The sequence below is a fragment of the Pseudomonas sp. LBUM1655 genome (assembly GCF_059716085.1).
Genome location: NZ_CP166801.1, coordinates 768,259 through 794,281 on the forward strand (window position 1 = coordinate 768,259; position 26,023 = coordinate 794,281).

At 61.3% G+C, this 26,023-nt stretch carries 24 protein-coding genes; 15 read left to right on the plus strand and 9 right to left on the minus strand.

The genetic code is table 11. The annotated features are described in order from the left end of the window. Nucleotides 1-16 precede the first annotated feature (16 nt). The 8 genes from ACA074_RS03310 to ACA074_RS03345 all read left to right on the plus strand — a co-directional run bounded on the left by ACA074_RS03310 (nt 17) and on the right by ACA074_RS03345 (nt 7,384). On the plus strand, nt 17-1,288 hold the full coding sequence (locus ACA074_RS03310) for a type II and III secretion system protein family protein (protein ID WP_489880641.1): 1,272 nt from the start codon (nt 17-19) through the stop codon (nt 1,286-1,288). Further along, on the plus strand, nt 1,285-2,475 hold the full coding sequence (locus tag ACA074_RS03315; protein WP_187678497.1) for a CpaE/TadZ family protein: 1,191 nt from the start codon (nt 1,285-1,287) through the stop codon (nt 2,473-2,475). Before ACA074_RS03310 ends, ACA074_RS03315 begins: the two co-directional genes overlap by 4 nt. Further along, nucleotides 2,472-3,743: a TadA family conjugal transfer-associated ATPase gene (locus ACA074_RS03320; RefSeq protein WP_401268782.1), complete on the plus strand. Its 1,272-nt coding sequence runs from the start codon at nt 2,472-2,474 to the stop codon at nt 3,741-3,743. Before ACA074_RS03315 ends, ACA074_RS03320 begins: the two co-directional genes overlap by 4 nt. 10 nt (nt 3,744-3,753) lie before the next feature. Next, nucleotides 3,754-4,638, plus strand: a complete 885-nt coding sequence (locus ACA074_RS03325) for a type II secretion system F family protein (RefSeq protein ID WP_497678437.1) — start codon at nt 3,754-3,756, stop codon at nt 4,636-4,638. Next, nucleotides 4,635-5,525, plus strand: a complete 891-nt coding sequence (locus ACA074_RS03330; protein WP_497678438.1) for a type II secretion system F family protein — start codon at nt 4,635-4,637, stop codon at nt 5,523-5,525. Before ACA074_RS03325 ends, ACA074_RS03330 begins: the two co-directional genes overlap by 4 nt. A gap of 10 nt (nt 5,526-5,535) precedes the next feature. Continuing rightward, nucleotides 5,536-6,225 (plus strand): tetratricopeptide repeat protein, encoded by a 690-nt coding sequence (locus tag ACA074_RS03335; protein ID WP_187678493.1) that lies wholly within the window; start codon nt 5,536-5,538, stop codon nt 6,223-6,225. Nucleotides 6,226-6,236: 11 nt separating this feature from the next. Further along, nucleotides 6,237-6,509, plus strand: coding sequence for a DUF3613 domain-containing protein (locus tag ACA074_RS03340; RefSeq protein ID WP_187678492.1), 273 nt, complete (start codon nt 6,237-6,239; stop codon nt 6,507-6,509). A gap of 515 nt (nt 6,510-7,024) precedes the next feature. Beyond that, the gene (locus ACA074_RS03345) at nt 7,025-7,384 is read left to right on the plus strand and encodes a DUF6124 family protein (protein WP_187681154.1); all 360 of its coding nucleotides are present in this window, start codon (nt 7,025-7,027) and stop codon (nt 7,382-7,384) included. A gap of 116 nt (nt 7,385-7,500) precedes the next feature. Here ACA074_RS03345 and ACA074_RS03350 read toward each other — a convergent pair whose 3' ends face one another. The 4 genes from ACA074_RS03350 to ACA074_RS03365 all read right to left on the minus strand — a co-directional run bounded on the left by ACA074_RS03350 (nt 7,501) and on the right by ACA074_RS03365 (nt 13,567). After that, complete coding sequence (locus ACA074_RS03350) at nt 7,501-9,171, minus strand: ShlB/FhaC/HecB family hemolysin secretion/activation protein (protein ID WP_489880639.1); 1,671 nt, start codon at nt 9,169-9,171, stop codon at nt 7,501-7,503. A gap of 133 nt (nt 9,172-9,304) precedes the next feature. Then, the gene (locus ACA074_RS03355; RefSeq protein ID WP_497678439.1) at nt 9,305-10,852 is read right to left on the minus strand and encodes a collagen-like triple helix repeat-containing protein; all 1,548 of its coding nucleotides are present in this window, start codon (nt 10,850-10,852) and stop codon (nt 9,305-9,307) included. A 505-nt stretch (nt 10,853-11,357) separates the two neighbouring features. After that, on the minus strand, nt 11,358-12,212 hold the full coding sequence (locus ACA074_RS03360) for a MaoC family dehydratase (protein WP_497678440.1): 855 nt from the start codon (nt 12,210-12,212) through the stop codon (nt 11,358-11,360). A gap of 2 nt (nt 12,213-12,214) precedes the next feature. Then, nucleotides 12,215-13,567 carry a 3-oxoacyl-ACP reductase gene (locus tag ACA074_RS03365; RefSeq protein WP_401268762.1) on the minus strand — a complete coding sequence of 451 codons (1,353 nt, stop codon included), beginning with the start codon at nt 13,565-13,567 and terminating at the stop codon, nt 12,215-12,217. A 332-nt stretch (nt 13,568-13,899) separates the two neighbouring features. Here ACA074_RS03365 and ACA074_RS03370 point away from each other — a divergent pair, with 332 nt between their 5' ends. The 3 genes from ACA074_RS03370 (at nt 13,900) to ACA074_RS03380 (ending at nt 17,664) form a co-directional block, all read left to right on the plus strand. Beyond that, nucleotides 13,900-15,177 carry an acetyl-CoA C-acetyltransferase gene (locus tag ACA074_RS03370; RefSeq protein ID WP_187681149.1) on the plus strand — a complete coding sequence of 426 codons (1,278 nt, stop codon included), beginning with the start codon at nt 13,900-13,902 and terminating at the stop codon, nt 15,175-15,177. A gap of 231 nt (nt 15,178-15,408) precedes the next feature. Further along, nucleotides 15,409-16,305 (plus strand): PA4780 family RIO1-like protein kinase, encoded by an 897-nt coding sequence (locus ACA074_RS03375; protein WP_187681148.1) that lies wholly within the window; start codon nt 15,409-15,411, stop codon nt 16,303-16,305. A gap of 144 nt (nt 16,306-16,449) precedes the next feature. Further along, nucleotides 16,450-17,664 (plus strand): MFS transporter, encoded by a 1,215-nt coding sequence (locus ACA074_RS03380; RefSeq protein ID WP_489880635.1) that lies wholly within the window; start codon nt 16,450-16,452, stop codon nt 17,662-17,664. Here the strand turns inward: ACA074_RS03380 and cueR are convergent. The 3 genes from cueR to ACA074_RS03395 all read right to left on the minus strand — a co-directional run bounded on the left by cueR (nt 17,618) and on the right by ACA074_RS03395 (nt 20,928). Then, nucleotides 17,618-18,031, minus strand: a complete 414-nt coding sequence (gene cueR, locus ACA074_RS03385) for a Cu(I)-responsive transcriptional regulator (protein ID WP_497678441.1) — start codon at nt 18,029-18,031, stop codon at nt 17,618-17,620. The genes ACA074_RS03380 and cueR overlap by 47 nt on opposite strands. Beyond that, on the minus strand, nt 18,028-20,421 hold the full coding sequence (gene cueA / locus ACA074_RS03390) for a copper resistance metal-translocating P1-type ATPase CueA (RefSeq protein ID WP_497678442.1): 2,394 nt from the start codon (nt 20,419-20,421) through the stop codon (nt 18,028-18,030). The genes cueR and cueA overlap by 4 nt, the downstream gene beginning before the upstream one ends. A gap of 123 nt (nt 20,422-20,544) precedes the next feature. After that, nucleotides 20,545-20,928 (minus strand): hypothetical protein, encoded by a 384-nt coding sequence (locus tag ACA074_RS03395; RefSeq protein ID WP_489880633.1) that lies wholly within the window; start codon nt 20,926-20,928, stop codon nt 20,545-20,547. Nucleotides 20,929-21,076: 148 nt separating this feature from the next. Between ACA074_RS03395 and ACA074_RS03400 the strand changes: the two genes are divergently transcribed. Then, nucleotides 21,077-21,274, plus strand: coding sequence for a heavy-metal-associated domain-containing protein (locus ACA074_RS03400; protein ID WP_401268749.1), 198 nt, complete (start codon nt 21,077-21,079; stop codon nt 21,272-21,274). 90 nt (nt 21,275-21,364) lie between these two features. Next, the gene (locus ACA074_RS03405) at nt 21,365-22,561 is read left to right on the plus strand and encodes a multidrug effflux MFS transporter (protein ID WP_489880631.1); all 1,197 of its coding nucleotides are present in this window, start codon (nt 21,365-21,367) and stop codon (nt 22,559-22,561) included. Nucleotides 22,562-22,567: 6 nt separating this feature from the next. Here ACA074_RS03405 and ACA074_RS03410 read toward each other — a convergent pair whose 3' ends face one another. Further along, nucleotides 22,568-22,741 carry a hypothetical protein gene (locus tag ACA074_RS03410; protein WP_163024159.1) on the minus strand — a complete coding sequence of 58 codons (174 nt, stop codon included), beginning with the start codon at nt 22,739-22,741 and terminating at the stop codon, nt 22,568-22,570. A gap of 141 nt (nt 22,742-22,882) precedes the next feature. Then, nucleotides 22,883-23,896: a zinc-binding alcohol dehydrogenase family protein gene (locus tag ACA074_RS03415; protein WP_497658616.1), complete on the minus strand. Its 1,014-nt coding sequence runs from the start codon at nt 23,894-23,896 to the stop codon at nt 22,883-22,885. A gap of 128 nt (nt 23,897-24,024) precedes the next feature. On the opposite strand from ACA074_RS03415, the gene vimR reads away from it, so the two are divergent. Next, complete coding sequence (gene vimR, locus ACA074_RS03420) at nt 24,025-24,954, plus strand: transcription regulator VimR (RefSeq protein WP_497658617.1); 930 nt, start codon at nt 24,025-24,027, stop codon at nt 24,952-24,954. A gap of 317 nt (nt 24,955-25,271) precedes the next feature. After that, a complete protein-coding gene (locus ACA074_RS03425; RefSeq protein WP_401268739.1) occupies nt 25,272-26,006 on the plus strand; it encodes an ArsR/SmtB family transcription factor in 735 nt (244 codons plus the stop codon). Nucleotides 26,007-26,023 lie beyond the last annotated feature (17 nt).

Here is a 26,023-nt window from a genome sequence, read left to right on the forward strand (position 1 = left end):
GCAAGGACGCCTTTACATGCGCACATGCTTCACGCCCCTGTTCAACGGCTTGTTTCGGGCCTCGCTGCTGAGTGTTGCCTCGATCGGCAGTGCCGTCGCCGCCGCCGGCAATTGCGCCGCGCTCGGCCCGTTGCCTTCGGTGCTGGAGGTCGGCGAAGGTTTGCAACAGGCGTTGCAATCGCCGGTCGCGATCACCCGGGTGGCAGTGGGCGATCCGAAAATCGCCGACGTGCGGGTGACCGGCGATAACGCGGTGTTGCTCACGGGTGTCGGCCCCGGCGCCACCACGCTGATGATCTGGAGCACCTGTTCCAGCGCCCCGCGCCAAAGTATGGTGTTCGTGCAGGGCAAGGCCAGTGCGGCCATGACTACGGTCTCGCTGCCGGCCTCCGAAGACCCGAACTTGCCGTCGCAAGTACAGACCGACATCCGCTTCGTCGAAGTCAGTCGTACCAAACTCAAGGAGGCGGGCACGTCGATTTACGGCAAAGGCTCGAACAACTTTCTGTTTGGCGCACCGGGTACCGTGCCCAACACCGGCGTCACCCCCGGCGTGGTGCCGTTGGCCAACATCGACCCGCGTATCGCAGTGCCCGGCATCCCGTTGGCCAACGACATGTTCAACATCGTCTGGGGCGGCGGCAGCAGTAAATTCCTCGGCATCGTCAATGCGCTGGAGGGCAGCGGTTTTGCCTACACCCTGGCGCGGCCGAGCCTGGTGGCGTTGAGCGGGCAGAGCGCAAGTTTTCTCGCCGGCGGCGAAATCCCGATCCCGGTGCCGAGCGCCAACAGCAACAGCTACTCCATCGAATACAAGGAATTCGGCATCCGCCTGACACTGACCCCGACCGTGGTCAGCCGTGATCGCATCGCCCTCAAGGTCGCCCCGGAAGTCAGCGAGCTCGACTACAACAACGGCGTGACCATCGGCGGCACCACGGTGCCGGCGTTCACCATCCGCCGCACCGACACCAGCATCTCCCTGGCCGATGGCGAGAGTTTCGTGATCAGCGGTTTGATCAGCACGCAGAACGCTTCTCAGGTGAACAAATTTCCCGGGCTGGGCGACATACCGGTCATCGGCGCGTTCTTTCGCAACTCCTCGATCAACCGTGAAGAGCGCGAGTTGCTGATGATCGTTACGCCGCACCTGGTCCAGCCGCTGGCCGCCAATGCGCCGCTGCCGTCGCTGCCCGGCGAAAAACTGCGCAACTACGACCCGAACTGGTATCGCCTGTACTTCCTCGAAAACGGCAACTTCGATAAACGCAGCGGATTATCGCAATGAGCCAGAACCTGAGTCAGACCTTCCTCGCCATCACCCGCAACGACACGGATCTTGAGTGGTTGCAAGGGTCGCTGGCGCCGCTGGGGCAAGTGGTCAGCGCTGGCGGCGGCAGTCTTGACGAGCTGCTGGCGCTGGTAGACGTGACCTTTGCCAGCCTGGTTTTCGTCGGTCTCGACCGCGAGCATCTGGTGGCCCAGAGCGCACTGATCGAAGGCGTGCTGGAAGCCAAACCCATGCTCGCCATCGTCGCCCTCGGTGACGGTATGGACAATCAACTTGTGCTGAATGCAATGCGCGCCGGGGCACGGGATTTTGTCGCCTACGGTTCGCGCTCCAGCGAAGTCGCCGGGCTGGTGCGACGCCTGAGTAAACGCCTGCCGGCGGTCACACCAAACACCCAACTCGGCGGTTTGACCGTGCTTTACGGGGTACAGAGCGACGCCGACGGCGCGCTACTCGCCAACCACATGGCGCTGGTGGTGCAGAAGAGCGGGCAGCAAACCCTGTTGCTCGATCTGGGCCTGCCGCGCGGTGACAGTCTGGCGCTGTTGGGGCTGGAGAGCTCGTTTCATTTCGGCGATGCGTTGCGCCACCTGCGGCGCCTCGACGCGACCCTCATCGACAGCGCCTTCACCAGCGCCGAAGCAGGGCTGCGCATCCTCGCCTACGCCGGTTCCGACGAGCCACTGGAACGTACCAGCGCCGCCGAGTTGTACATGTTGCTCAGCGCCCTGCGCCAACACTTCCAGCACATCGTGGTCAACCTCACCGGGCAACCCGACAGCGAAGCGCTGCGCACCTTCGTCAGTCACTGCGACAAACTCCTGTGGTACACCGATCAGAACGTGCTCGACTGTCGGCGCAATCTCGCCGTGCTCAATCTGTGGCGCGAGAAGGGCATGAAACTCGATCACGGTCGCCTGCTGGTGGATCGCTATCTGCGTAACGTTGCGCCCGATTCCGACACCCTCGGCAAGACCTTCGGGCTGGAGGTGATTGCCGTACTCGCCTACAGCCCGGAAGTTCGACTCAACGCCAAGAATCAGGGCGTGACCCTGTTCGAACTGGCCCCGCGTGAAGCCCTCAGCCAAAGTCTGCGCACCCTTGGCGAACGCTTGGCGAAACGCTCGGAAAGTCTGGCCAAACCGAAAGTCACCTGGTTCGACCGCTTGCGAGGCACCTCATGAACGGCGAGCAATTGTTCGGCGGCCCTCAGCGCCACGCCACCGGCAACACCGATCACGATGGCCTGAAACTGGTGCTGCACCGCTACATCATCGATGCCATCGAAGAGTCCGGGAAAAACCTGCTGGAGGGTTCGCGGCAGGTGCTTTCGCAATTCGTCATCGACAAGGTCGCCGAATACATCGCACGCCTGCACCTGGCGATTTCCCGTTATGAAATGGAGCGTCTGGCCGAAGAGATCGTCGATGAACTGACCGGTTTCGGCCCGCTGGAAGTGCTGCTGCGCGACACAGCGGTGACCGAGATTCTGGTCAACGGCCCGCACCGGGTGTTTATCGAACGCGACGGCGTATTGCACCTGAGCGACTTGCGCTTCATCGATGCCCACCACGTCGAACGGGTCATGCAGCGCATCCTTGCACCATTGGGTCGACGTCTCGACGAGTCCTCGCCGATGGTCGATGCGCGCCTGCCCGATGGCAGTCGGGTCAACGCGATCATCCCGCCGATTGCCCTCGATGGCCCGTGCCTGTCGATTCGTAAGTTTCGCAAGGACATGCTCAAGAGCACTGACCTGATGGCCATGCAAACCATCGATCAGGCGATCTACGACTTCATAAAAGAGGCGGTCGGCAAGCGCTGCAACATTCTTGTCAGCGGCGGTACCGGTACCGGCAAGACCACGCTGCTGAACATCCTCAGCCAGTTGATCAGCCCCCACGAACGCCTCGTCACCATCGAAGACGTCGCCGAGTTGCAACTCGGCCATCCGCACGTCGTGCGCCTGGAAACCCGTCCGCCGAATGCCGAGGGCCACGGTGAGGTCAAGGCCAGTGACCTGATCCGCAACGCCCTGCGCATGCGCCCCGACCGAATCATCCTCGGCGAGATTCGCGGTGTTGAAGTGGTCGACGTACTCACCGCCATGAACACCGGCCACGACGGTTCGATGAGCACCGTGCACGCCAACAACGCCCAGGACGCCTTGTTGCGCCTGGAAACCCTGGTCGGCCTGACCGGGCGCACCATCGCCGAACGCACCCTGCGCCAGATGATCTGCGCGGCACTGGATGTGGTGATTCAACTGACCCGCATGCCCGATGGCCGCCGCTGCGTCAGCGAAGTGGTGGAAGTGGTTGGCGTGCGTGATGACGTCTACGTCACCAACACCTTGTTCCGCCTCGACCGCCGCACAGGTTTCGGTTTCCTGCGCGAAGCAGTGAACCCGGCCGGCGACAAGTTGCGCCGCGAACCGACGCTGGCGCACTGAGGGCCACGGCATGCTCAAACCGCTGCTGCTAATCGTGATTTGCCTGGGCCTGCTCGGTTTGTCGCTGCGCCTGTTCTACAACGGCTGGCGCCAGAGTGGCGCCGAACGGGTACTGGATCGACTGAATCAGGGCCAGCCGCAACTGACGGCGGATTCGCCCCGTTGGGCCAGTCTTGAGCGGGCCTTTTTGCGCGCAGGACTGGGCCGTCCGACCGAGCGCATCGGTATCTGGCTGCTGCTCTGGGCCTTTGCGATCCTGATCGGTTTTGCCTTGGCCGGATGGGTCGGTTTGCTGGTTTTGCTGGTGTTGCCGCCAGTGATGCTGCGCCTGTATGTCAGTTGGCGCTATCAACGGCGCTTGCGGCGGATGATCGAACAATTGCCGCAACTGCTCGACCACACTGTGCGCAGTCTTAAGTCTGGTCGCACCTTGGCCGATGCGGTGCTCGGCGGCATCGAGGCCAGCGAAGATCCACTGAAAAACGCCATGGGCCGTGTGCAGCGCAACGTCCAGTTGGGCGTGAGTTTGCCGGACGCGATGTCAGACATGGCCGAGCTCTACGAGAAGGACGAGTTTCGCCTGTTCGCCCTCGGCCTCAAGGTCAATCATCGCTATGGCGGCAACGCCAGCGAACTGCTGGAAAACCTGATCAAGATGATCCGCGAGCGCGATCAGGCCTCGCGCCAGTTGCGCGCCATGACTGGCGAAACCCGCCTTACCGCGTGGGTGCTGGGCTTGCTGCCGATTGCCATGGCCGGGTATTTCCTGATGGCCAATCCGATTTATCTGGTCGCCATGTGGCACGACCCGTCCGGGCAGCGAATGCTGGCCACGGCGTTCGGCATGCAGGTGATTGGCAGTCTGTTGCTCTGGCGGATGTTGCGCAGCCTATGACCACACCCCTGATGATCAGCGCCGTGTTGTTGCTCGGCGCCGCCCTGTTACTGATCGCCAGCCTGCTGGAGCAACGCCGCCGCGCGCGGCAGATCAGCCGGCGACTGGACGGTGACCTGATCCGCGAAAACCGTTTCGGCAACCTGTTGCACGTGCTCGGCGAGAGCCAGGTCGGCCAGCGCAGCGTCAAGCTCGACAACGAAACCCAGACGTTACTCAGCCGTCTCGGCTGGCGCAGCGCTCGTCAGCGCTCGCTGTTCGCCGCCTGCCAGATCGGTACGCCGTTGTTACTGCTGGCGCTGACGGTGTTGCTGCAATCGGTGTTTTTTCCGACCGTAGAAAAACAATGGATCGCGCCGTTGTTCGCCCTCGGTGTCGGCTACTTGTTGCCCAAACGGTTGCTGGTGATGGCGGTGGCGCGGCGGCAAAAACAACTGTCGACCGAGATCGGCACCTTCCTGCCGCTGCTGCGCATCCTCTTCGAATCCGGCATGGCCGTGGAGCAGGCGCTGCGCGTGTTGAGCTACGAAAGTCAGGCGTTGCTGCCAGTGCTGACTCAGGAATTGCGTCTGGTGCTGGCGCGGGTCGACTCCGGTCTTGAGCTGGGAGAGGAACTGAACAAAGCCACGCAATTGCTCGCGGTGGACGAGTTCACCGACACCTGCGTGATCCTTCAGCAGTTGCTGCATCAGGGCGGCGGGGCGATGAAGTCGCTGCTCTCGCTCAAGCAACTGCTTGATGACCGGCGCCTCACGCGCCTGCAGGAATACATCTCGAAGATGTCCGCAAAAATGTCCGTCGTGATGATGCTGTTTCTCTTCCCGGCGTTATTGATCGTCCTCGCCGGCCCGGGCTTTACTGCCCTGGCCAAGGCCTTGGGGGCTTGAAGGAGTGGTGATGAAAGCAATGATTGCCGGTGCATGTCTGTTGTTGCTCGGTGGCTGTGCCAGCACCGGGCAGAACCCCTGGGAAGCGCTGACCAACAGCGCCAGTTGCGGCAAGCTCAGTTCAGATCAGCAACTGTCGTTGAACCTGGCCGATGACATGGCCAAAGACGGCAAGCTCCACGCCAGCCTGGCCAACCTGCAAAGCCTGCCGGACAACCTCGCCGATGTGCGGTTGCGCAAGGCCAAGGTTTACCGTTTGCTTGGTCGCAGCGAGGCCGAACCGTTGTATCGCAGCCTGCTCGGCACCTGCTTGGCGGCCGAGGCCGAACATGGTCTGGGCCAGCTCGCGGCGGCCAGATCCGATTACGGTCAGGCACAGGCGCACCTGCAACGCGCCGCACGGTTGGCGCCCACCGATGAAAAAATCCGCAACGATCTGGGCGTGGTTTACCTCAATCAATTGCGCATCGAAGACGCGCGTTTTGAATTCCTCACCGCCATGGAGCTCAAGCAAAGCGATAAATTGGCCGCGCTGAATCTGGTGACGCTGTTGCTGTATCAGGACGATTGGAACCGCGCCGCCGAACTGGTCAGCCGCTTCGGGTTGAGCCCCACGCAATTCAGCGAAGCTCAGAGCCGCGCGGAAAAACTCAAAGTCCCGAGCCCTGCCACTGCCGCCGTCACAGCGATGCTCAAGTAAGGAGAGCCGTGATGAAAACCGCGATTTTTTGTCTTGCTCTGTTGGCTCTGCCGCTCACCGGTCATGCCATCGACGCCGGCCCGGCCTCGGCCCAGCAACAGGAAACCGAGGGCTGGCTGCAACTGCAAAGCCGCAACAAAGTGGCCTCGCCGAAAGTACAGACGGTGACGCCGACTGAACGGGAATTGGCGATGCAGCGCTGGCTGAAAAGCTACGAGCATCAGATACCGCAGTTTTTTGATCAGGATCAGGGTGGCGAGGTCGATAGCGGTTCGGGGGGCTAGCAGGTTCACCGCGTTATCGTTCATCGCGAGCAGGCTCGCTCCCACAGGTTCTACATGGGCTTGAAAATCGCGCATACCTTTGTAGGAGCTGCCGCAGGCAGCGATCTTTTGACTTTGATTTTTGAAGGTCAAGATCAAAAGATCGCAGCCTGCGGCAGCTCCTACAGGGAGTGGATTTCAAGTCGGGATGTTTAATCGTGTATCGAAATCTCAGAAGCATCCCACAAGGTTTTCAGGTTGTCCGTCGGACGTGCGCTCACTAGTCTTGGGCTGTCGCTGACACCTCAGCGATCGGGTGTGGAAACCTGAATGTTAAGTAGATGCATTGCACCAGCACCGTAATCGTTGCCGACGTCTTCGTTCGTCTGCAAACTGCGTCGCGGCGGCTGTGCGTGGGCAGACTTCGGTCTGGCCGGTTGCCTACTTATCGGTATTTCCACCCCGCGTACAGCTGCCACCTTTTTGTCGTGTGGAAACGACAACAGGTGGCTCCTTCAGCCAAGTAGGAGTTTTTCATGGACAAACTGATTCCCGATCCACCCCTCGAAACCACCCCACTCGCCGACGCCATCCGCGCCGATGACCAAGCGAAAAACCGCGAAGCGATCAAGCGCGCGCTCGATTTCTATCTCTGCCCCGAGCCGAAAAACCCGCGCCAGCCGAGCACGATGTTCCTCGTCAATCCGAGTGTCGACACCGAAAGCCTGCTCGCCCACGCCTGCGAATCACTGGCCAGCGCCAGCACAGCGGCCAGCAACTTCGCCAATGAACTGAGCGGCGCGCAACGCAGCACCGTGTTGGGCATCCAGCAAATTGTCATGCTCGCCGAACTGGCGGTGAACCGGGCGCTGGATCGGGTCGACCCGCAAACCTGATCCGCAGAAAAAACCGCGTTATCGTTCATCGCGAGCAGGCTCACTCCTACATTTGGAATGCGTTCCCCTGTAGGAGTGAGCCTGCTCGCGAAAGCGGTATGACAAGCGCCGCCTATCTACAACTGATAACTGAAACTGATGCTGTACCGCGGCTTGCGATTGAACGTATCCAGCGCTTCATCCGACATCGCCTTCGCCGCCTCCAGTGCAATGTTGTAGTACTTGGCATCGCCAAACCTCAGACCGATCGCCGCCGATGACAGATTGTTGGCTTGCACCGGCAGTTCATTGAACCAACTGCGCGAACGATCGAGCACGACGTACGGCTGGAGGATTCGCACCCAGTTGCCGTCGCGGTTGAAGCTGTAGTTGACCTCGTAAGCCACCCCCCAACCCTTGTCGCCGGACGCCTGATCATCGGGATAGCCGCGACCGAAATTCTGCCCGCCGAACACCGCCCGTTCACTGTCGGGCAAGGTGTCGTCGCTCCAGTACAACGCCGCCGACAGCACGCCTTGCCAGTTGTCGAGGAACTTGTCGCTCTGTACGCCAGAGAGCCGCACACGGAAGAAATCCAGATCGATATCGCTGGAATTGGTCTTCGCGCCCAAGCTGTCGAAGCCCTGATAAACCCCGGCGCTGAGGATTCGCAGTTGCCGTGCATCGGCCTTGCGCCAGTCGCCTTCGAAGGCGAGGGCGCGGATGTCGGTGCGGAACTCCGTGCTGAACGGGAAGTTGATGCCGTCGTAGCGAGTCTTGTCATTGACCGCATACAGGCGCGAGCCGGCGGTCAGCAGTTCGTTGGATGCGGCAATCAACGGCACGTTGAAGCCGATGGAATATCGGTCGTTTTCGCGATGGGTATCCAGGCGTCCGCCACCGTTGATCAACACTTCCGTGCCGGGGTCGGCGCGATAACGTGAGGCCGACAGATTCAGTTGCGTGCCTTCGGCGTCGAGGAACTGGCTGTAGTCGAGGCGGTAGTAACGTTCGTGGTCGTCACCGGGTGGGAACAGACCGCTGAGGCTCAGTTGTTCACCCATGGAGGTCTGCGAGTTACTGCTGACGCCGAGCAAGGCCTGGGGGCCGTTGCGGTTGTCCTCGGTGGTGCTCAGTGTGCTGGTGAACGGTTTGCGGCTGGCCTGGGCGACGAGTGTCGTGGCGCCGTCGGTGGTGCCCGGCGGTGGTACCTGGGCCTGGATGGTCACGCCGGGAATGCGCGTCATCAACGTGGTGTAGCGCTCGAAGGTCTTGCGGGTCAGCGGCCGTTCGGCCTGAATTTTCGCCGCCAGCTTGTCGAGCAGGCCTTTGACTCGGCCGACATCGCCCTGCATCTGCACGTCGCGCACATAGCCTTCAACCAGCACCACCCGCGCCACGCCGTCATCGAAACTCTGTTGCGGCAGGAAGGCGTAAGACAACAGGTAGCCGTCCTGTTGGTAGCGGCGGGTGATGGTACGTGTGGCTTCGATCAGGTCGGCGAGGCTGGCCTCGCGGCCGATCAGTGGCTTGTAGATATCAGCCAGTTCGTTGAGTGGATAGATTGTCCCGCCTTCGATCTGCACCGTCTTGAGATTGACTTTGGTCTCCATCAACAACGGTTGCGCGGCGGTCGCGCCGGGGTCAGGCACTTGCAGCGGCGCGGCAGCCGGGCGATAGGCATCGGCCGGCAGATTCGGCACGGGCAGGTTACGAATGGTTTCGTTGCTATTGAGAAAGCTGGGCAGGGTGTCGGCGAGGGCGGTGGAACTGAGACTGAGGAACAGCAGGGATGCCATAACGCGCATAGGACACTCCATGGTCAGATCACAGCGAGGGCTGATTTTTTCCTAAGAAAAAAGCGGAAGACTCGTTGGAATCTTCCGCCTTCAACCAAGCGTAGGCGCTGTAGGTGAGGCCGTCGAATCGGCCAGGTGCAATTTAGCGTTTGTTGCCTCCCAGAGCGCCGGTCAAACCACCGAGTACGCCGCCCAATCCGCCAGTGGTGCCGCCCGTTGTGGTGCCACCGTTAACCAGACCGCCGACCGCTGCGACGGTGCCGCCAACGTTATTGACCAGGCCACCGACAGCTGTAGTGACCGGGTTGTTGGTGGCAGCAATCGCGCCACCGAGGTTGCTGACCGCGCCGCCGACCTGGCCGGTGAGACCAGCGACTGGCGAGCCGAGGCCGGTCGCCGCGCCGAGTTGTTGGGTCACGGTGGTGACGCCACTGGTGACTGGATTCAGCGCGCCGCCCAGTGTGGCGCCAACGGTGGCCAGTGGTGAGGTTGTCGCTGTGATCGGTGCGCCCGAGCCACCCAGAACTGTGTTCAGCGAGGCGATGGTATTGCCCAGCCCGCCAGCAGTGACACCACCGGCACTGACCACGCCGTTGGTATTACCGGCGTTCAAGCCTGTGCCAACGTTGACGACTGCGCCGCCGACGGTTTGCAGTAAGCCAGTGCCGCCGAGGCCACCGCCGATACCGCCACTCCCTGAACCGGTGCCGTTGGACACCAGGCCGCCAGCCTTGCCCGCCGCCGTACCGACATTGCTCAGTGCGCCGCCGAGGGTGTTGGTCAGGGCATTGCCGTTACCCGCGTCGGTGACTTTGTCGCCGACACCATCAACGGTGCTGCCGACTTTCTGGATCACGCCTTTGAGCGGGTCGCCCAGACCGGTGGCATCACCGATTTTGTCGGTGGTGCTTTCAACCATGGCAATCACCGGCACCAGGCCGCTGCCGACTTTATTGGTCAATTGGCTGGTCGGGCCGTTGCTGAGGGTGGTGTTGAGGGTGTCGCCGAGCATGGTGACTTTCTCCCCTACGCCATCGAGTACCGGTGCGACTTTAGTGACCACGCCGCCGACCACGGGAACGCTGCTGGTCGCGGTGGCCAGTTTGCCGCTGAGGTCGGACACGCCATCGCCGACATCCGTTACGACGCCACCGACCGAGGCCACGGTGGTGGTCAGGCCTTTGGGATCAGTGGCCAGCTTGCCGATGCCATTGGCCACGCCATCGCCCAAAGTCGTGACCACGTTGCCGGCGGTGTTGGCCGCGCTCTGCACTACGCCACCGACCACAGGCACGGTGCTCAAGGAGTCACCAATCTGGCCGACGCCGTCGCCGACGCCGCTGACCGTTTTGCCGACATCCTGCACAAGGGTGGTCGTCACCAGTGCAGCCGGGGTGGATGGATTGGTCGGATTGGTCGGGTCTGTCGGATTGGTTGGGTTGGTTGGATCGGTCGGGGTACCGCCAGTTCCACCTGTACCGCCTGTCCCACCGGTTCCACCTGTACCGGCAGTATCCCCGGTCCCTCCGGTTCCGCCTGTGCCTCCGGTACCATCGGTGCTGGTTGCCGGAGAGGAACTGCCGGAACTGCTCTTATGACCGCCACCGCCGCTGCTGCAACCGGTGAGGCCGAGGGAAAGGATCAATGCCAGAGCGATTGCCGATTTGCACCACACGTCTTGAGTTTTCATGATCGAGATTCCTTGCACCTGTAACAACATTCGTCGTTTTCGATGGCTCACCGATCTGTTGTCGGTGATGCCTCGTCCGTGGTGCCAATCTCGATCCGGGGGCGGATTCACGCCATTCTCAAGTTGGTATTAACGCCTTTATACATAAGGCGATGCACAGCGCCTAAGGACTAATACCCAAGGTATAGAAGGGCAAAAAAAGCCTTTAGAATCAAGGCCTGGTATTTATCGGGGAAGGGGACAGGTCGCGTAAAAACTTAAGTGATATATACACAATTAACAGGCTGTCCTTCTCCCAGGATGCCAGAGCTCTGTGTTGAAAGAGGCTCTTGTGGCGAGGGGATTTATCCCCGATGGGTGGCGCAGCCGCCCCAAAAACCTGGGAGCGGGGTGGGGCAGATATACCCTGTGCGCAGGTTTGCGACGGCTGCGCCGCCGATCGGGGATAAATCCCTCGCCACAGAGGCCTTCACACATAGGCTGCTTTCATTGAGCTTTATGTGGATCAGGCGATCGGCTGCCAATTCCCCACCATATGTTCCAGGTCTCCAGCGCCCATCAGCCGCAACTCGCCACTCGACCCCGCCGCGCTCGCCAGCAACGTCACTTCGCTTGGCAATCGCACCGGTTTGCGAAAGTGCACAGTGATCTCCAGATTGGCCTTGGGCAAGTGATCCGCCAACGCCGCCAGCGTGCGCGCCTTGTTCCACAAACCGTGGGCGATGGCCGTGGGAAAGCCGAACAGCTTGGCGCTGGCCGCACTCAAGTGGATCGGGTTGTAGTCGCCCGACACTTTGGCGTATTGCCGGCCAATGTCTGCCGGGGCTTGCCACTTCGCTGTTTCCACCAGCGCCTGGGTCGATTCCCAATTCTGCTCGACAGGCTCACCGTCAAGTTTCACCCCGCGGCAGAGCATCTGACTTTCGGCTTCCCACAACGGCCCGAGTTGATCATCCAGCGTGGTCAGCAGATCGAACGTCGCGCCCTTGGGATGCGGTTGCAGGTTGTGCACGCGGACGCTGACTTGCGCACGACTGATCCCACCCATCGGGCGCAGCACGCGAATACGGTTGCTCATATGAATGAGCCCCAGCAGCGGAAACGGAAAATCTTTCGCCGTGAGCAATTGCATCTGCAAGGCAAACGCGAGGATGTGTGGATAAGTCGGCGGCAGCAGGCCGTCGTCGGCAAAACCGCAGACCTTGCGGTAGTTCGCCAGGCGTTTGCCATCGACATCGACTAAACAGCGCAGGCCGCTGTCGGGCAGTTGCGTGCCGGTGATTTTGCGACGCGTCGCTGCCCGCGCATACAGCCCGGGCAGACTCGGTTCGCGTTCCAGTGTGTGCCATTCGATGCTCATGCCTAAGCCCCCAGAACACTTTGTCCACAGACCCGCAGCGCCTGCCCGGTGAACGCGCCGGTGCCCGGTTGCGCCAGCCACGCGACGGCTTCGGCGACGTCTTGCGGCAAGCCACCCTGGCCCAGGGAACTCATGCGTCGCCCGGCTTCACGCAGGCCAAAGGGGATGTGCGCGGTCATCTGGGTTTCGATGAAACCGGGGGCCACGGCGTTGATGCTGATGCCGCGTTCCAGCAGCGTCGGCGCCCAGGCTTGGGCAAGACCGATCAAACCGGCCTTGCTTGCGGCGTAGTTGGTTTGCCCGCGATTGCCGGCGATCCCGCTGATCGAGGCGAGCAAAACCACCCGCGCGTTGTCGTGCAACGTGCCGCTGTCGAGCAGGGCTTTGGTCAGCACTTGCGGGGCGTTGAGGTTGACCGCCAGCACCGCGTCCCAGAATTCCGGGGTCATGTTGGCCAAGGTCTTGTCGCGGGTGATCCCGGCGTTGTGCACGAGAATGTCGAGACCGTCCGGCAATTGTTCGATCAGTTGCGCGGCGGCATCTTCGGCGCAGATATCGAGGGTGATGCTGCGCCCGCCAAGGCGTGCAGCGAGGGCTTCGAGATCGGTCTTGGCCGGCGGTACATCGAGCAGAATCACCTCAGCGCCATCGCGTGCCAGGGTTTCGGCAATCGATGCGCCGATACCACGTGCCGCGCCGGTGACCAGCGCCTTGCGCCCGGCCAATGGTCGCGTCCAGTCCGTCACGGGCGTGGCACACGCAGTCAGGCGAATCACTTGCCCGGACACGAAGGCACTTTTCGGCGAGAGGAAAAACCGCAGCGGGCCTTCCAGTTGATCTTCGGCGCCTTCGCCAACATAGATCAATTGCAGGGTGCCGCCGCTGCGCAGCTCTTTCGCCAGCGAGCGGGAAAAACCTTCCAGGGCCCGTTGGGCACTGGCGGCGAACGGATCGCGCAGGGTTTCCGGCGCACGGCCGAGAATCACCAGATGGGCACTGTGATCAAGATTCTTCATCAGGGGCTGAAAGAACTCGCGCAGTTGCTTGAGCTGGTCGGTGTGCTGCAAATCACTGGCGTCGAAGACCACGGCTTTGAGTTTCGGGCCGAGGCCGGGAATCCATTCGGTGGCCGTCGCCGGTTGCTCGCCGTAGCGATAAATCCCCTCGGTCAAACGGTTGGCAAACGCGCTGACGCGCTCGGCCAGCGGCCCGCCGCCGATCAGCAGCGCACCTTCCACCGGCCGCAGGCGTCCGGCCTGCCAGCGCTCCAGTCGCACCGGCGACGGCAGGCCCAGTGCCCCGACCAGACGATGGCCGATGGACGAGTTGGCGAAGTCGATATAGCGGTCAGACATGGAACGCTCTCCAAAAGTTGGGGTTCAAAGTGTGGACTACTCACGGCAATCAATCGTTCGATCCACGCAATAAGGCCTACGCTAGAACACTGAGGTTTAGCAGGTCTTGCAGATAAATGCGGAAGCTGTGGGAGAGCAGTTTATGTGGCGAGGGGATTTATCCCCGATGGGGTGCGCAGCGGCCCCTGACCTGCGGACGCGATTTGCCTGATAAACCGCGATTGCAGAATTTGGGGCCGCTGCGCGTCCCATCGGGGATAAATCCCCTCACCACAGGCTCGCTCCCACAGGGGGGCTGCGTGAAATTTCGATCATTTAACAAGGAGCTTTTCATGAGTCAGCTGCGCCGCGTCGCGATCATCGGCGGTAACCGTATCCCTTTCGCCCGTTCCAACGGACCGTACGCCGCTGCCAGCAATCAGGCGATGCTCACCGCAGCCCTTGAAGGCCTGATCGAACGCTACAACCTGCACGGCCAGCGCATCGGCGAGGTGGTGGCGGGTGCAGTACTTAAATTGTCACGGGATATGAACCTGACCCGCGAATGCGTGCTCGGCTCGCGCCTGTCACCGGCCACCCCGGCCTACGATATCCAGCAAGCCTGCGGCACCGGCCTTGAAGCCGCGTTGCTGGTGGCCAACAAAATCGCCCTTGGCCAGATCGATTGCGGCATCGCTGGCGGCGTCGACACCACGTCGGACGCGCCGATCAGCGTCAGCGAAGGTCTGCGCAAGATCCTTCTGCAAGCCAATCGCGCCAAGACCACTGGCGACAAACTGAAGACTTTCCTGCAACTGCGCCCCAAACACCTGATCCCGGAATTCCCGCGCAACGGCGAAACGCGCACCGGCCTGTCGATGGGCGAACATTGTGAGCTGATGGCGCAGACCTGGAATATTCCTCGCGAGGATCAGGATCAACTGGCCCTCGAAAGCCATCACAAACTCGCGGCTTCCTACAGCGAGGGTTGGCATAACGACCTGATGACACCGTTCCTCGGTCTGACCCGCGACAACAATTTGCGCCCTGATCTGACCCTGGAAAAACTCGCCTCGCTGAAACCGGCCTTCGAAAAAAGCGCCAAAGGCACGCTGACAGCGGGCAACTCCACGCCACTCACCGACGGCGCTTCCGTGGTGCTGCTCGGCAGTGAGGAATGGGCGAAGGAACGCGGCTTGCCGATCCTCGCGTACCTGCGCGATGGCGAAGCGGCGGCGGTGGACTTCGTCAACGGCGCCGAGGGGCTGCTGATGGCGCCGGTGTATGCGGTGCCAAGGCTGCTGGCGCGTAATGGGCTGACCCTGCAGGATTTTGACTATTACGAAATTCATGAAGCGTTCGCCGCGCAGGTTTTGTGCACGCTCAAGGCCTGGGAAGATCCCGAATACTGCAAAACCCGGTTGGGGTTGGATGCGCCGCTGGGTTCGATCGACCGCAGCCGACTCAACGTGAAAGGCAGCTCGCTGGCGGCGGGGCATCCGTTTGCTGCGACCGGTGGGCGGATTGTCGCGAATTTGGCGAAGTTGCTGGATGCGGCGGGCAAGGGGCGGGGATTGATTTCGATTTGTGCGGCGGGCGGGCAAGGGGTAACTGCAATTATTGAACGCTGACCACAATCCCATCGCAGGAGTGAGCCGTGTCAGATTCTGTCGCAAATGCCCTCAACGTCATTTACCAACATTCCCGACAGGCTCAGCTATCATTCGCAGCGGTCGATTTTCCGGCACAGTGTGTGCATCTTCACGGTTCACAGGTCGGCAACCCCTCCCCGTGATGCGAGGATTGCCGTATAACGAGTGACATTCGCGTGTTTGGTAATAAAGGACCCACAATAAAAGCTGATGAAGACTCCAAAACGCATTGAACCCCTGATCGAGGACGGTCTGGTCGACGAAGTGCTGCGCCCACTGATGAGTGGTAAAGAAGCAGCTGTTTATGTGGTGCGCTGCGGCAATCAGTTACGTTGCGCAAAGGTCTACAAGGAGGCGAACAAACGTAGTTTCCGCCAGGCGGCCGAGTATCAGGAAGGCCGCAAGGTTCGCAACAGCCGACAGGCTCGCGCGATGGCCAAGGGCTCAAAGTTCGGTCGCAAAGAGACCGAGGATGCCTGGCAGAACGCCGAGGTTGCGGCGCTGTTCCGTCTGGCCAGTGCCGGGGTACGCGTACCCAAGCCTTACGATTTCCTCGACGGCGTGCTGTTGATGGAACTGGTGGCCGACGAATTCGGCGAGGCGGCACCGCGTCTGAACGACGTGGTGCTGGAGCCGGATCAGGCGCGCGAGTATCACGCGTTCCTGATTTCGCAGATCGTGCTGATGTTGTGTACCGGTCTGGTGCACGGTGACCTCTCCGAGTTCAACGTGCTGCTGACACCGACCGGGCCGGTCATCATCGACCTGCCGCAAGCGGTGGATGCTGCGGGCAACAACCACGCGTTCAGCATGCTCGAACGTGACGTTGGCAACATGGCTTCGTATTTCGGCCGTTTCGCGCCGGAACTGAAGAAGACCAAGTACGCCAAGGAAATGTGGGCGTTGTACGAAGCCGGCACTTTGCACCCGGCCAGCGTGCTGACCGGCGAGTTCGACGATCCGGAGGATCTGGCCGATGTTGGCGGGGTGCTGCGTGAGATCGAAGCGGCGCGGCTGGACGAAGAGCGCAAGCAAGCGATTCGTGCGGCAGACGACGAGCCCAAGGGCAAGTCGGATGAACCACCGCCGCCACCGTGGATGCAGTGATTGCGTAACAAAAAACCCGGCTTCGGCCGGGTTTTTTTATATTTGCATTACCCCTTGTAGGAGCTGCCGAAGGCTGCGATCTTTCGATCCTGTTTTTTAAGGGCAAGATCAAGAGATCGCAGCCTTCGGCAGCTCCTACAAGGAATGTATGTGACCAGCCCCCGCAACGCCCACCTGATCATCACCGCCCGGCTGATTTCCGATTTCGGCGCCTTCCTCAACATGGTTGCGCTGGCCACTTACGTCTATCTGCTGAGCAACAGCGCAATGAGCGTCGGCATCTTCCTGGCCAGCCGCGTCGGTGGCGGGATCTTCGCCAGTCTGATCGGCACGGGGTTTTACCGACGCTTCAGCGGTCGTCTGCCGCTGATCGCGTTCGATCTGCTGCGCGCCGGCGTGCTCGGTTTGCTGTTGATTGTGCCGGTCAGCCAGCAAGCGCTGCTGTTGCCGTTTATCGCCTTCGGCCTGGGCCTGGGCAATTCGATGTTCGCCATCGGTCTCAATAGCCAGTTGCCGCGCTTGATTGAGCCTGCGCATTTGCTCAAGACCAACGCCTGGATCACCTCGGCCTCATCGGCGGCGATGGTTGGCGGCAGTCTGGTTTCGGGATTGCTGGTGGCCGGTTTCGGTTTTGAAGTGGTGTTCGCGCTAAACGCGCTGACCTACTTGCTGGCAGCGTTGTTGATTGTGCCGCTGCGTTTCGACACCCCGACCCTCAATGAAAAATCCGCACGCGGCGAGTGGTCAGCCCTCAGGCAAGGTCTGCGCAGTGCCCCGGTGATTGCCGCAATGCTTGCCGTGACGATGGCCGACACCTTGGGCAGCGCCGCGCACAACGTCGGTTTTCCGATCATTTCAAAACTGCTGTCACCGGATTCGGCAAGTACCACATTGGGCTTGATGCTGGCGGTGTGGGCCAGTGGCAAACTGCTCGGAGCGCGTATCGCCAGCCGCCTGAAAGGCTCGGACAACATTCACCTGGAACGGCGGTTTTTCTTCGGCGTGGCGCTGATGTCTTGCGGTTTTATCCTGATGTTCCAGCAGCACAGTCTGTTCGGGTTGTTGCTGTTTTCGTTGCCGGCGGGACTGGGAGATGGCTTTTCCGAGGTCGGTCTGCTCTCGCGGCTACAACGTGAGCCCGAGGATTTGCGTCTGCCGATCTTCAGCTTCCTGACGCTGTTGCAAATGACCGGGTTCGGCATCGGTATGCTGATCGCTGCGCCGTTCTACCAATGGTGGACGCCCGGTGCCGTGGTCATGCTGTTCCACGGCATTCCCCTGGGCACCTTGCTCACGGTGAAAGTATTGGCGCTCAGGCGCGGGCGGGTGTTGCGCAGCAGCCCGACGCCAGCTCCTTGAGGATCGGGCAGTCGGGGCGATGGTCGCCCTGGCAGTGTTCGACCAGATCCTGCAGGGTGTCGCGCAACTGGCCCAGCTCGCGGATCTTCTGGTTCAACTCGTCGATGTGCTGCCGCGCCAAGGCATTCACATCGGCGCTGGCCCGTTGCCGGTCCTGCCAGAGCGTCAGCAGCTTGCCGACTTCCTCCAGAGAAAACCCCAGGTCCCGCGAACGCTTGATGAAGGCCAATGTGTGCAAGTCATCATCGCCGTAAATCCGATAACCGCTGTCAGTACGATGGGCCGCTTTGAGCAAACCGATCGACTCGTAATAACGGATCATTTTCGCGCTCAGGCCACTGTGGCGGGCCGCTTGGCCGATGTTCATCGGTGCTCCTCCAGATCCTTGGGTTTCCAGGTTTTCAACAGTAGCGCATTGCTCACCACGCTGACGCTCGACAGCGCCATCGCCGCACCGGCCAGCACCGGGTTGAGGAAGCCGAACGCCGCCAGCGGAATGCCGATCAGGTTGTAGACGAAGGCCCAGAACAGGTTCTGGCGGATCTTCGCGTAGGTCTTGCGGCTGATTTCCAGCGCCGCCGGCACCAGCCGTGGATCACCGCGCATCAGGGTGATGCCAGCCGCATGCATGGCCACGTCGGTGCCACCGCCCATGGCGATGCCGATGTCCGCCGCCGCGAGTGCCGGGGCGTCGTTGATACCGTCGCCGACCATGGCGACCACGCCGGTTTTCTTCAGCTCGGCAACGGTGGCGGCTTTGTCCGCCGGCAATACTTCGGCGTGAACATTTTTGATGCCCAGAGCCTCGGCCACGACGCGCGCGCTGCCACGGTTGTCGCCGGTCAGCAGATGGCTGTGGATATCTCGGGCGGCGAGTTGTTGCACCGCCTCCAGTGCGCCGGGTTTCAACGTGTCACCGAAAGCGAACAGACCGAGTACGCGCGGCTGCGGACTTTGTTCGATCAGCCATGAAAGGGTGCGGCCCTCGGCTTCCCAGGCTTGCGCAGAGTCAGCCAGACTGCCGGTGCTCAAACCACTTTCTTCGAGCATCCGCCGATTGCCCAGCGCCAGACGCCGACCGTCAAGGCTGCCGGCGATGCCGCGACCGGTCAGGGATTGGCTATCGCTGACGTCGGGCACCTTCAGATCACGTTCAGCGGCCGCATCCAGCACGGCTTTGGCCAACGGATGCTCACTGCCACGTTGCAGCGCGCCGGCCAGTTTCAGCAGTGTGTTTTCGTCGCCATCGACCGCGCTGAAATGGGCGATGCGCGGCGTGCCAGAGGTCAGCGTGCCGGTTTTGTCGAACACCACGTTGCTGACTTCATGGGCACGTTCCAGGGCTTCGGCGTCCTTGATCAGAATGCCGTGACGCGCGGCCACGCCAGTGCCGGCCATGATCGCGGTCGGCGTGGCGAGGCCGAGCGCACAGGGGCAAGCGATGACCAATACCGCGACAGCATTGATCAGCGCGGTTTCCAGCGGCGCGCCGTATAGCCACCAGCCGATCAGCGTCGCCAGGGCCAACACCAATACTGTCGGCACGAACACCTGGCTGACTTTATCCACCAGTTTCTGGATCGGTGCTTTTGCTGCTTGAGCGTCTTCGACCAGACGAATGATCCGCGCCAGCACGCTTTCCGCGCCAAGGACGGTGGTGCGCACCAGCAAGCGGCCTTCACCGTTGATCGCGCCGCCGGTGACTTTATCACCCGGTTGTTTCGGCACCGGCAGGCTTTCGCCGCTGATCAAGGCTTCGTCGGCGTGGCTTTGGCCTTCCAGCACTTCACCGTCGACCGGGAAACGCTCGCCGGGTTTGACCAGTACCTGATCGTTCAGGCGCAGGGCGCTGATGGCGACGTCCTGTTCGCGGCCATCGATCACTTGAATCGCCCGCTCCGGACGCAAGGCTTCGAGGGCGCGAATGGCGCTGGCGGTCTGACGTTTGGCGCGGCTCTCCAGATATTTACCGAGCAGTACCAGTGCAATCACCACCGCCGACGCTTCGAAATACAGATGCGGCATGCGCCCGGCGGCGGTCGCCCACTCGTAAAGACTCAAGCCATAACCGGCGCTGGTGCCGAGCGCGACGAGCAAGTCCATGTTGCCGGCGCCAGCGCGCACGGCTTTCCACGCGGCCACGTAAAAGCGCGCACCGAAGATGAATTGCACAGGTGTGGCGAGGGCGAATTGCACCCAGGCCGGCAGCATCCAATGGATGCCGAATGGCTGCAGTAACATCGGCAACACCAATGGTAGCGCGAGGGCGATGGCGCAGATCAGCGCCCAGCGTTCATGTTGCAGGCGCTGTTGCTGGTTATCGGTTTGCGGATGTTCGGCTTGCCAGATGCTGGCCGAGTAACCGGCCTTGCTCACGGCGTCGAGCAGGGTTTGTGAGTCGACCTGGCCGAGCAGTTCGAGGTGGGCGCGTTCGTTGGCCAGATTGACGCTGACGCTTTTAACGCCCGGGACTTTGTTCAGGGCGCGCTCGACGCGACCCACGCAGGAAGCGCAGGTCATGCCGTCGATGCTTAACTCGATGTTTTGTTGCGGCACGCTGTAACCGGCGCGCTCAACGGCTGCCATCAACGCCGGCAAACTGTCACCGGGCGCCTGGACTCGCGCCTGTTCGGTGGCGAGGTTGACGCTGACGGCACTGGCGCCGATGACTTTGCTCAAGGCGCGCTCGACACGCCCGGCGCAACTGGCGCAGGTCATGCCGGCAATCGGCAGATCGAAAGTGATGGATTCGGACATTGGTCACGCTCCCGGTAGAAGTTGCCTACAGGATCAACCTTGCCACGCGGGCAAGGTCAAGCGCCAATCTTCTACCGTTGATCGTTCCCACGCGGAGCGTGGGAACGATCATGTGGGAGCGACTTAGTACCCGAGAGCGGCGGGTTTGAGGTACATCCCTTCTTGCGCCATCGCAATCCGGAACTTCAACACGTCCCCGGCCTTGAGCGTGATGTTCTGTGAACCTGGCGCCAGCAATCCCGGATTGCAGCCCGGCACTTGCCCCGGCAACAGTTTCAGACGCAGCGACACATTGCCCGGCGGCAGGTTGAACGAGGTGCTCTGTTCCTGAAACAGCCGCGCCGACAATTGATCCTGGATATACACGCCAATCTCGCAGGAGGTCGCCACTTCCAGGCGCTCGCGGGAAATGATCAGCACCCCGTAGTCCTCTCCGGCGGCGTGCGCCGAAGGGAAAGCGGCAAAAAGACTGAGAAAGCCAAACAGGCTGAAAGCTGACCAGCGCATGGCTGAATCTCCTGAGTTCATGTCATAGATGCATGCAGCTTGGCCGAGCGCGGCGCCGATTGCCAGCCCGGCAGTTTATTCAAGAACTTGACCTTACCATCGTGGCAAGCTCGAGACTGCCGACAACCTCACTCAAAGGAGTCACTCCATGCAAGTGTTCAATGTTCAAGGCATGTCCTGCGGTCACTGCGTCAAAGCCGTCACTCAAGCCCTGCAGTCCAAGGATCCGGCGGCCAGTGTGCACGTCGATCTGGCTGCCAAAGAAGTCGGCGTCGAAAGTGCGCTGAGCGCAGAACAGGTCATCGCGATCATCAGCGAAGAAGGCTATCCGGCAAAACTGGCCTGAGGTTTTTATAGTTAGCGAGCTATCGGAATGTTCAAGGCGTCCGGGCGCGGCTAGACTGTCGGGCTGCCGACTTGCCAACCTGGATGCCTGATGAACCTCCGTACCATTCTGATCCTTGGCGCCTTGAGCGCCTTCGGTCCTTTAGCGATCGACTTCTATCTGCCGGCATTCCCGTCGATGGCGCTGGCCTTTGGCACCGATGAAAAACACGTCCAGTTGACCTTGGCGGCCTATTTCCTCGGCCTGTCCATTGGTCAGCTTTTATACGGCCCGGTGGCAGATCGTTTCGGTCGGCGGATTCCGCTGCTCACCGGCGTTGCGCTGTTCACCCTGGCGTCACTGGCCTGTGCTTATGCACCGAATCTCGAATGGCTCATCGGCGCGCGTTTTGTCCAGGCGCTGGGCGGTTGCGCGGGGATGGTGATTGCCCGGGCGGTGGTCAGCGACAAATGCGATGCGGTGGGCTCGGCGAAGGTGTTCTCGCAATTGATGCTGGTGATGGGCCTGGCACCGATTCTGGCGCCGATGCTGGGCGGGCTGCTGGTCAACACCACAGGCTGGCAGTCGATCTTCCTGGTGTTGACCGGGTTCAGTGCATTGGCGGGCTTGGCCGTGGCCCTCGGTCTGCCGGAAAGTCTGCCTGACCATGTGCCGCGCCAGCCGTTGTCCGGTGCACTGCGTCAGTACGGGCGGCTGTTCAAGGATCGGGTATTTCTCGGCCACGCCCTGACCGGGGGTATCGCCGTCGCCGGGATGTTTTCCTACATCGCCGGCTCGCCGTTCGTCTTCATCAAACTTTACGGCGTGCCGGCCGAGCATTTCGGCTGGTTGTTCGGCACCAACGCGGCGGGTTTCATTCTGGTGGCTCAGGTCAATGCGCGGCTATTGGCCAAACGCGGCCCGGCCTTTCTGCTGGCGCGTGCAGTGTGGGTGTATCTGTTGGCGGGTGTGGCATTGCTGGCGGTCAGTGCGCTGCACACCGAAGCGCTGTGGCCGCTATTGATTCCGTTGTTCATCTGCATCGCCAGCCTCGGTTGCATCCTGCCCAACGCTTCGGCATGTGCAATGAACGGCCAAGGGGCGCGGGCCGGCAGTGCGTCGGCGCTGATGGGCTGCTTGCAATTCAGCGTTGCATCCGGCGCCGCTTCTCTGGTGGCAATCCTGCACGACGGCAGCGCCATGCCGATGGCCATGGTCATCAGCCTGTGCGGGTTGTTGGTAGTGAGCGTCGCGATGCTCACCCGGCGTTTGCAGAATGCCCGGGCGGTAGCGCAAGCCGCTGCGTAAGGTGACTCAGCCGGCGGCGCGCTGCTGGCTGCGGTCGGGAAACTGGTGCGGCGCGCAAATTCGCGCTTCTAGGGTGCGGGTGAAGGCCAAGGCTTCGGCTTCACTGCGGAATGTCACGGCGTGCTGGTCGAGTCGAACCTGCCATTGAGACTTTGCCACTTCTTTTATCAGGATCTTCATTGCTGACCTCCCTTACGTAAAAGATGTACCGCAGAGGTTTCGATTGTAGACCCGAATACGATCGCAATTGTGACAACGGTCAAGCATCTGACTGACGGCAAAAAAAGACCGCAGCCCATGCAGGCTGCGATCTTCTGCTCTTCAGAAACCTTCTAAAACAATTTTCCCCTTGGCTTTGCCGCTCTCCAGCAGCTCATGTGCCCGGCGCAGATTGGCCGCGTTGATCGTGCCGAAGTGCTCGCCGACCGTCGTCTTCAACGTTCCCGCATCAATCAGCTTGGCCACGCGGTTGAGCAGGTTGTGCTGCTCGATCATGTCTGGTGTCTCGAACAGCGAGCGGGTGTACATGAACTCCCAGTGCAGCGACAGGCTCTTGCGTTTGAGCTTGGTCACGTCCAGCGACTTCGGATCATCGATCAATGCCAGTTTGCCTTGCGGCGCCAGTGCTTCGACCAATTGATCCAGATGTTGATCGGTCTGGGTCAGGCTGGCGACGTGAGTCACGTTGTTAATGCCGGCGCGTTTCAGTTCCTCGCTCAACGGCTGGCTATGGTCGATCACCAGATCCGCGCCCAGCTCCGTGACCCAATCACGGGTCTGCTCGCGCGATGCAGTACCGATCACCTTAAGACCTGTCAGTTGCTTGGCCAATTGAGTGAGGATCGAACCGACCCCGCCCGCCGCGCCGACGATCAGCAGGCTCTGGCCTTCATCGGTTTGGCCTTCGCCGATTTGCAGGCGTTCGAACAACAACTCCCACGCGGTGATCGCAGTCAGGGGCAGGGCGGCGGCTTCGGCGAAACCGAGGGACTTGGGCATATGGCCGACAATCCGCTCATCGACCACGTGCAATTCGCTATTGCCGCCCGCGCGGGCAATGGAGCCGGCGTAGAACACTTTGTCGCCAGCCTTGAACAGCGTCACTTCACTGCCAACCGCCTTGACCACACCGGCCACGTCCCAGCCCAGCACTTTCGCGGCGCCACCTTCAGGGGCTACGTTCTGCCGTACCTTGGTGTCCACCGGGTTGACCGAGATGGCTTTGACTTCCACCAACAGGTCGCGCGGGCCGGCCATCGGCTCTGGCAGTTCGATGTCTTGCAGGGCTTTTGCGTCGCTGATGGGCAAGGAAGCGTAATAGGCAATGGCTTTCATGAGTGGCTCCGAACAGTAAGTAATGCAGGGCAAATTTGATGGGACAGATGATTGGCTATTTCTTCACAAGATAAAACCGGCTAAAACCGCAGTCTCTTTCAATATTTTTTTGATAATCGGGGCTGTGGATGCTGCGTTTCGATGATTTGCAGTTGTTTGTCCGGGCGGCGGATCTGGGCAGTCTGTCGGCGGCGGCGCGGGTGATGGACATGTCCGCCGCCGTGGCCAGTGCGGCGCTCAAGCGTATCGAACAGCAACTCGGTGCGCGCCTGCTGGCCCGTTCGACGCGCAGCCTGCGCCTGACCGCCGAGGGCGAAGGTTTTCTCGAATACGCCCGTGCGGCATTGAGTAATCTCGATGAGGGCCGGCGGTTACTGGCCAGTGGACAGGAACAGGTCAGCGGGATTTTGCAGCTGTCGGCGCCCTCGGACTTCGGCCGCAACTTGTTGTTGCCATGGCTCGACGAGTTCCAGCGCGAGCACCCGAAACTCACCGTACGCCTGCTGCTCGGCGACCGTATCGCCGATCTGTTTCGCCAGCCCGTGGACATCGCTCTGCGCTATGGCGAGCCGGAAGACTCCAGCCTGGTTGCCCTGCCTGTCGCCCCGGACAACCGTCGCGTGCTCTGCGCATCACCGGCCTATCTGGCGCGGCACGGCGAACCGCGCCAGCTCGAACAACTGGCTCAGCACAATTGCCTGTTGTACATGCTCGGCAGTCGGGTTCATGACCACTGGAGTTTTCACGACGGTAAACGCGAGGTCGGCCTGACGGTCAGTGGCGACCGATTCAGTGATGACGCCGACGTCGTGCGTCTATGGGCGGTGGCAGGAGCGGGAATTGCCTACAAGTCATGGCTGGATGTGGGCGCCGATGTCCTTGCCGGGCGCCTCAAAGTGCTGCTGCCAGAGCTGCTGTGCGAACGCGCTCCGCTGAATTTGCTGTGCGCCCATCGCGCACAATTGAGTAAGCCGGTGAACCTTCTGAGGGAAATGCTCGCCAGCCGATGCGCTGAATTGAGTAGTCAATTTCCCGCTTTCCAGAAACTTGATCATTAGTCGCAGCTAAATAGAGAAATTTCTGTCAGGAACAATCACCACCCGTGCAGGCTTAGGCGCGGGACGGGGCTTGCATCCCGCTTATACTAGCGCCCGCCTCATGCCGGTACCGAAACATGGCCCGAACGCCGTCAATGCCGAACTGCCACTGTTTGGATCAGGGCTGCATTTCGTCGCCGGGTTCTGTGCCGGAACATGTTATGTCAACGGCCTGCCTTGCCCCGGTTCAGGGCGATTTTCGCGTCTTGGCCGCCGACCCATTACTGGTCAAGATGTCTGCGAGCAGTAGACGATACGATTCCACAGGGAGTGAATACATGGAACATGCACCTTGCATCAGCCAGATCGCCACGTTGCTGGCCGACCCCAAGCGCAGCGCGATGATGTGGGCGTTGATGGACGGCTCGGCCCGGCACACCGAGGAGCTTGCGCTACTGGCAGGGCTGTCGCCGTCGTCGGCCAGTGCGCATCTGGCACGGCTGGCCACCGGCGGTCTGTTGAAGGTCGAAGTCCGTGGTCGCAAACGGTTTTTCCGTCTCTCGGCGCCGGAGGTCGGGGCGGCGATAGAAGCCCTGGCCAGCGCCACCATCGCCAGTGCCCCGCGGGAAATACCCGAAGTATTCAAGCGCGCCACACCCATGGCCAAACCTCAGGCAGCGCCTTCTTCGCTGTTGCGCGCACGCTTTTGCGATGACCACCTGGGCGGCACGCTGGCTGCCGATCTGTACCAGCGCCTGCTCGACGCCGGCTGGATCGAACAGCTTGAACAGCGCGTGGTGGTGACGCAAAAAGGCGCGAAACAATTGGCCGGTCGCGGGGTATTCATCCAGGCACTCGCCCATCGCAATGTACAGGTAGCCTGTGCCTGCCCGGACTGGAGCGAGCGTCGTCCGCACATGGGCGGTTCACTCGGCGCGGCGTTGCTGCAGTTGTTCATGCAGTCCGGTTGGCTGACTTTGCCCAATGACTCAAGAGCCTTGCAGCTGACGGCCACCGGACAGCGCGAGTTGCACCGTTTCGCCCGGGAAACCGAGCTGGAAATGGCGTTGTAGAGCGATTGAGAAGGACG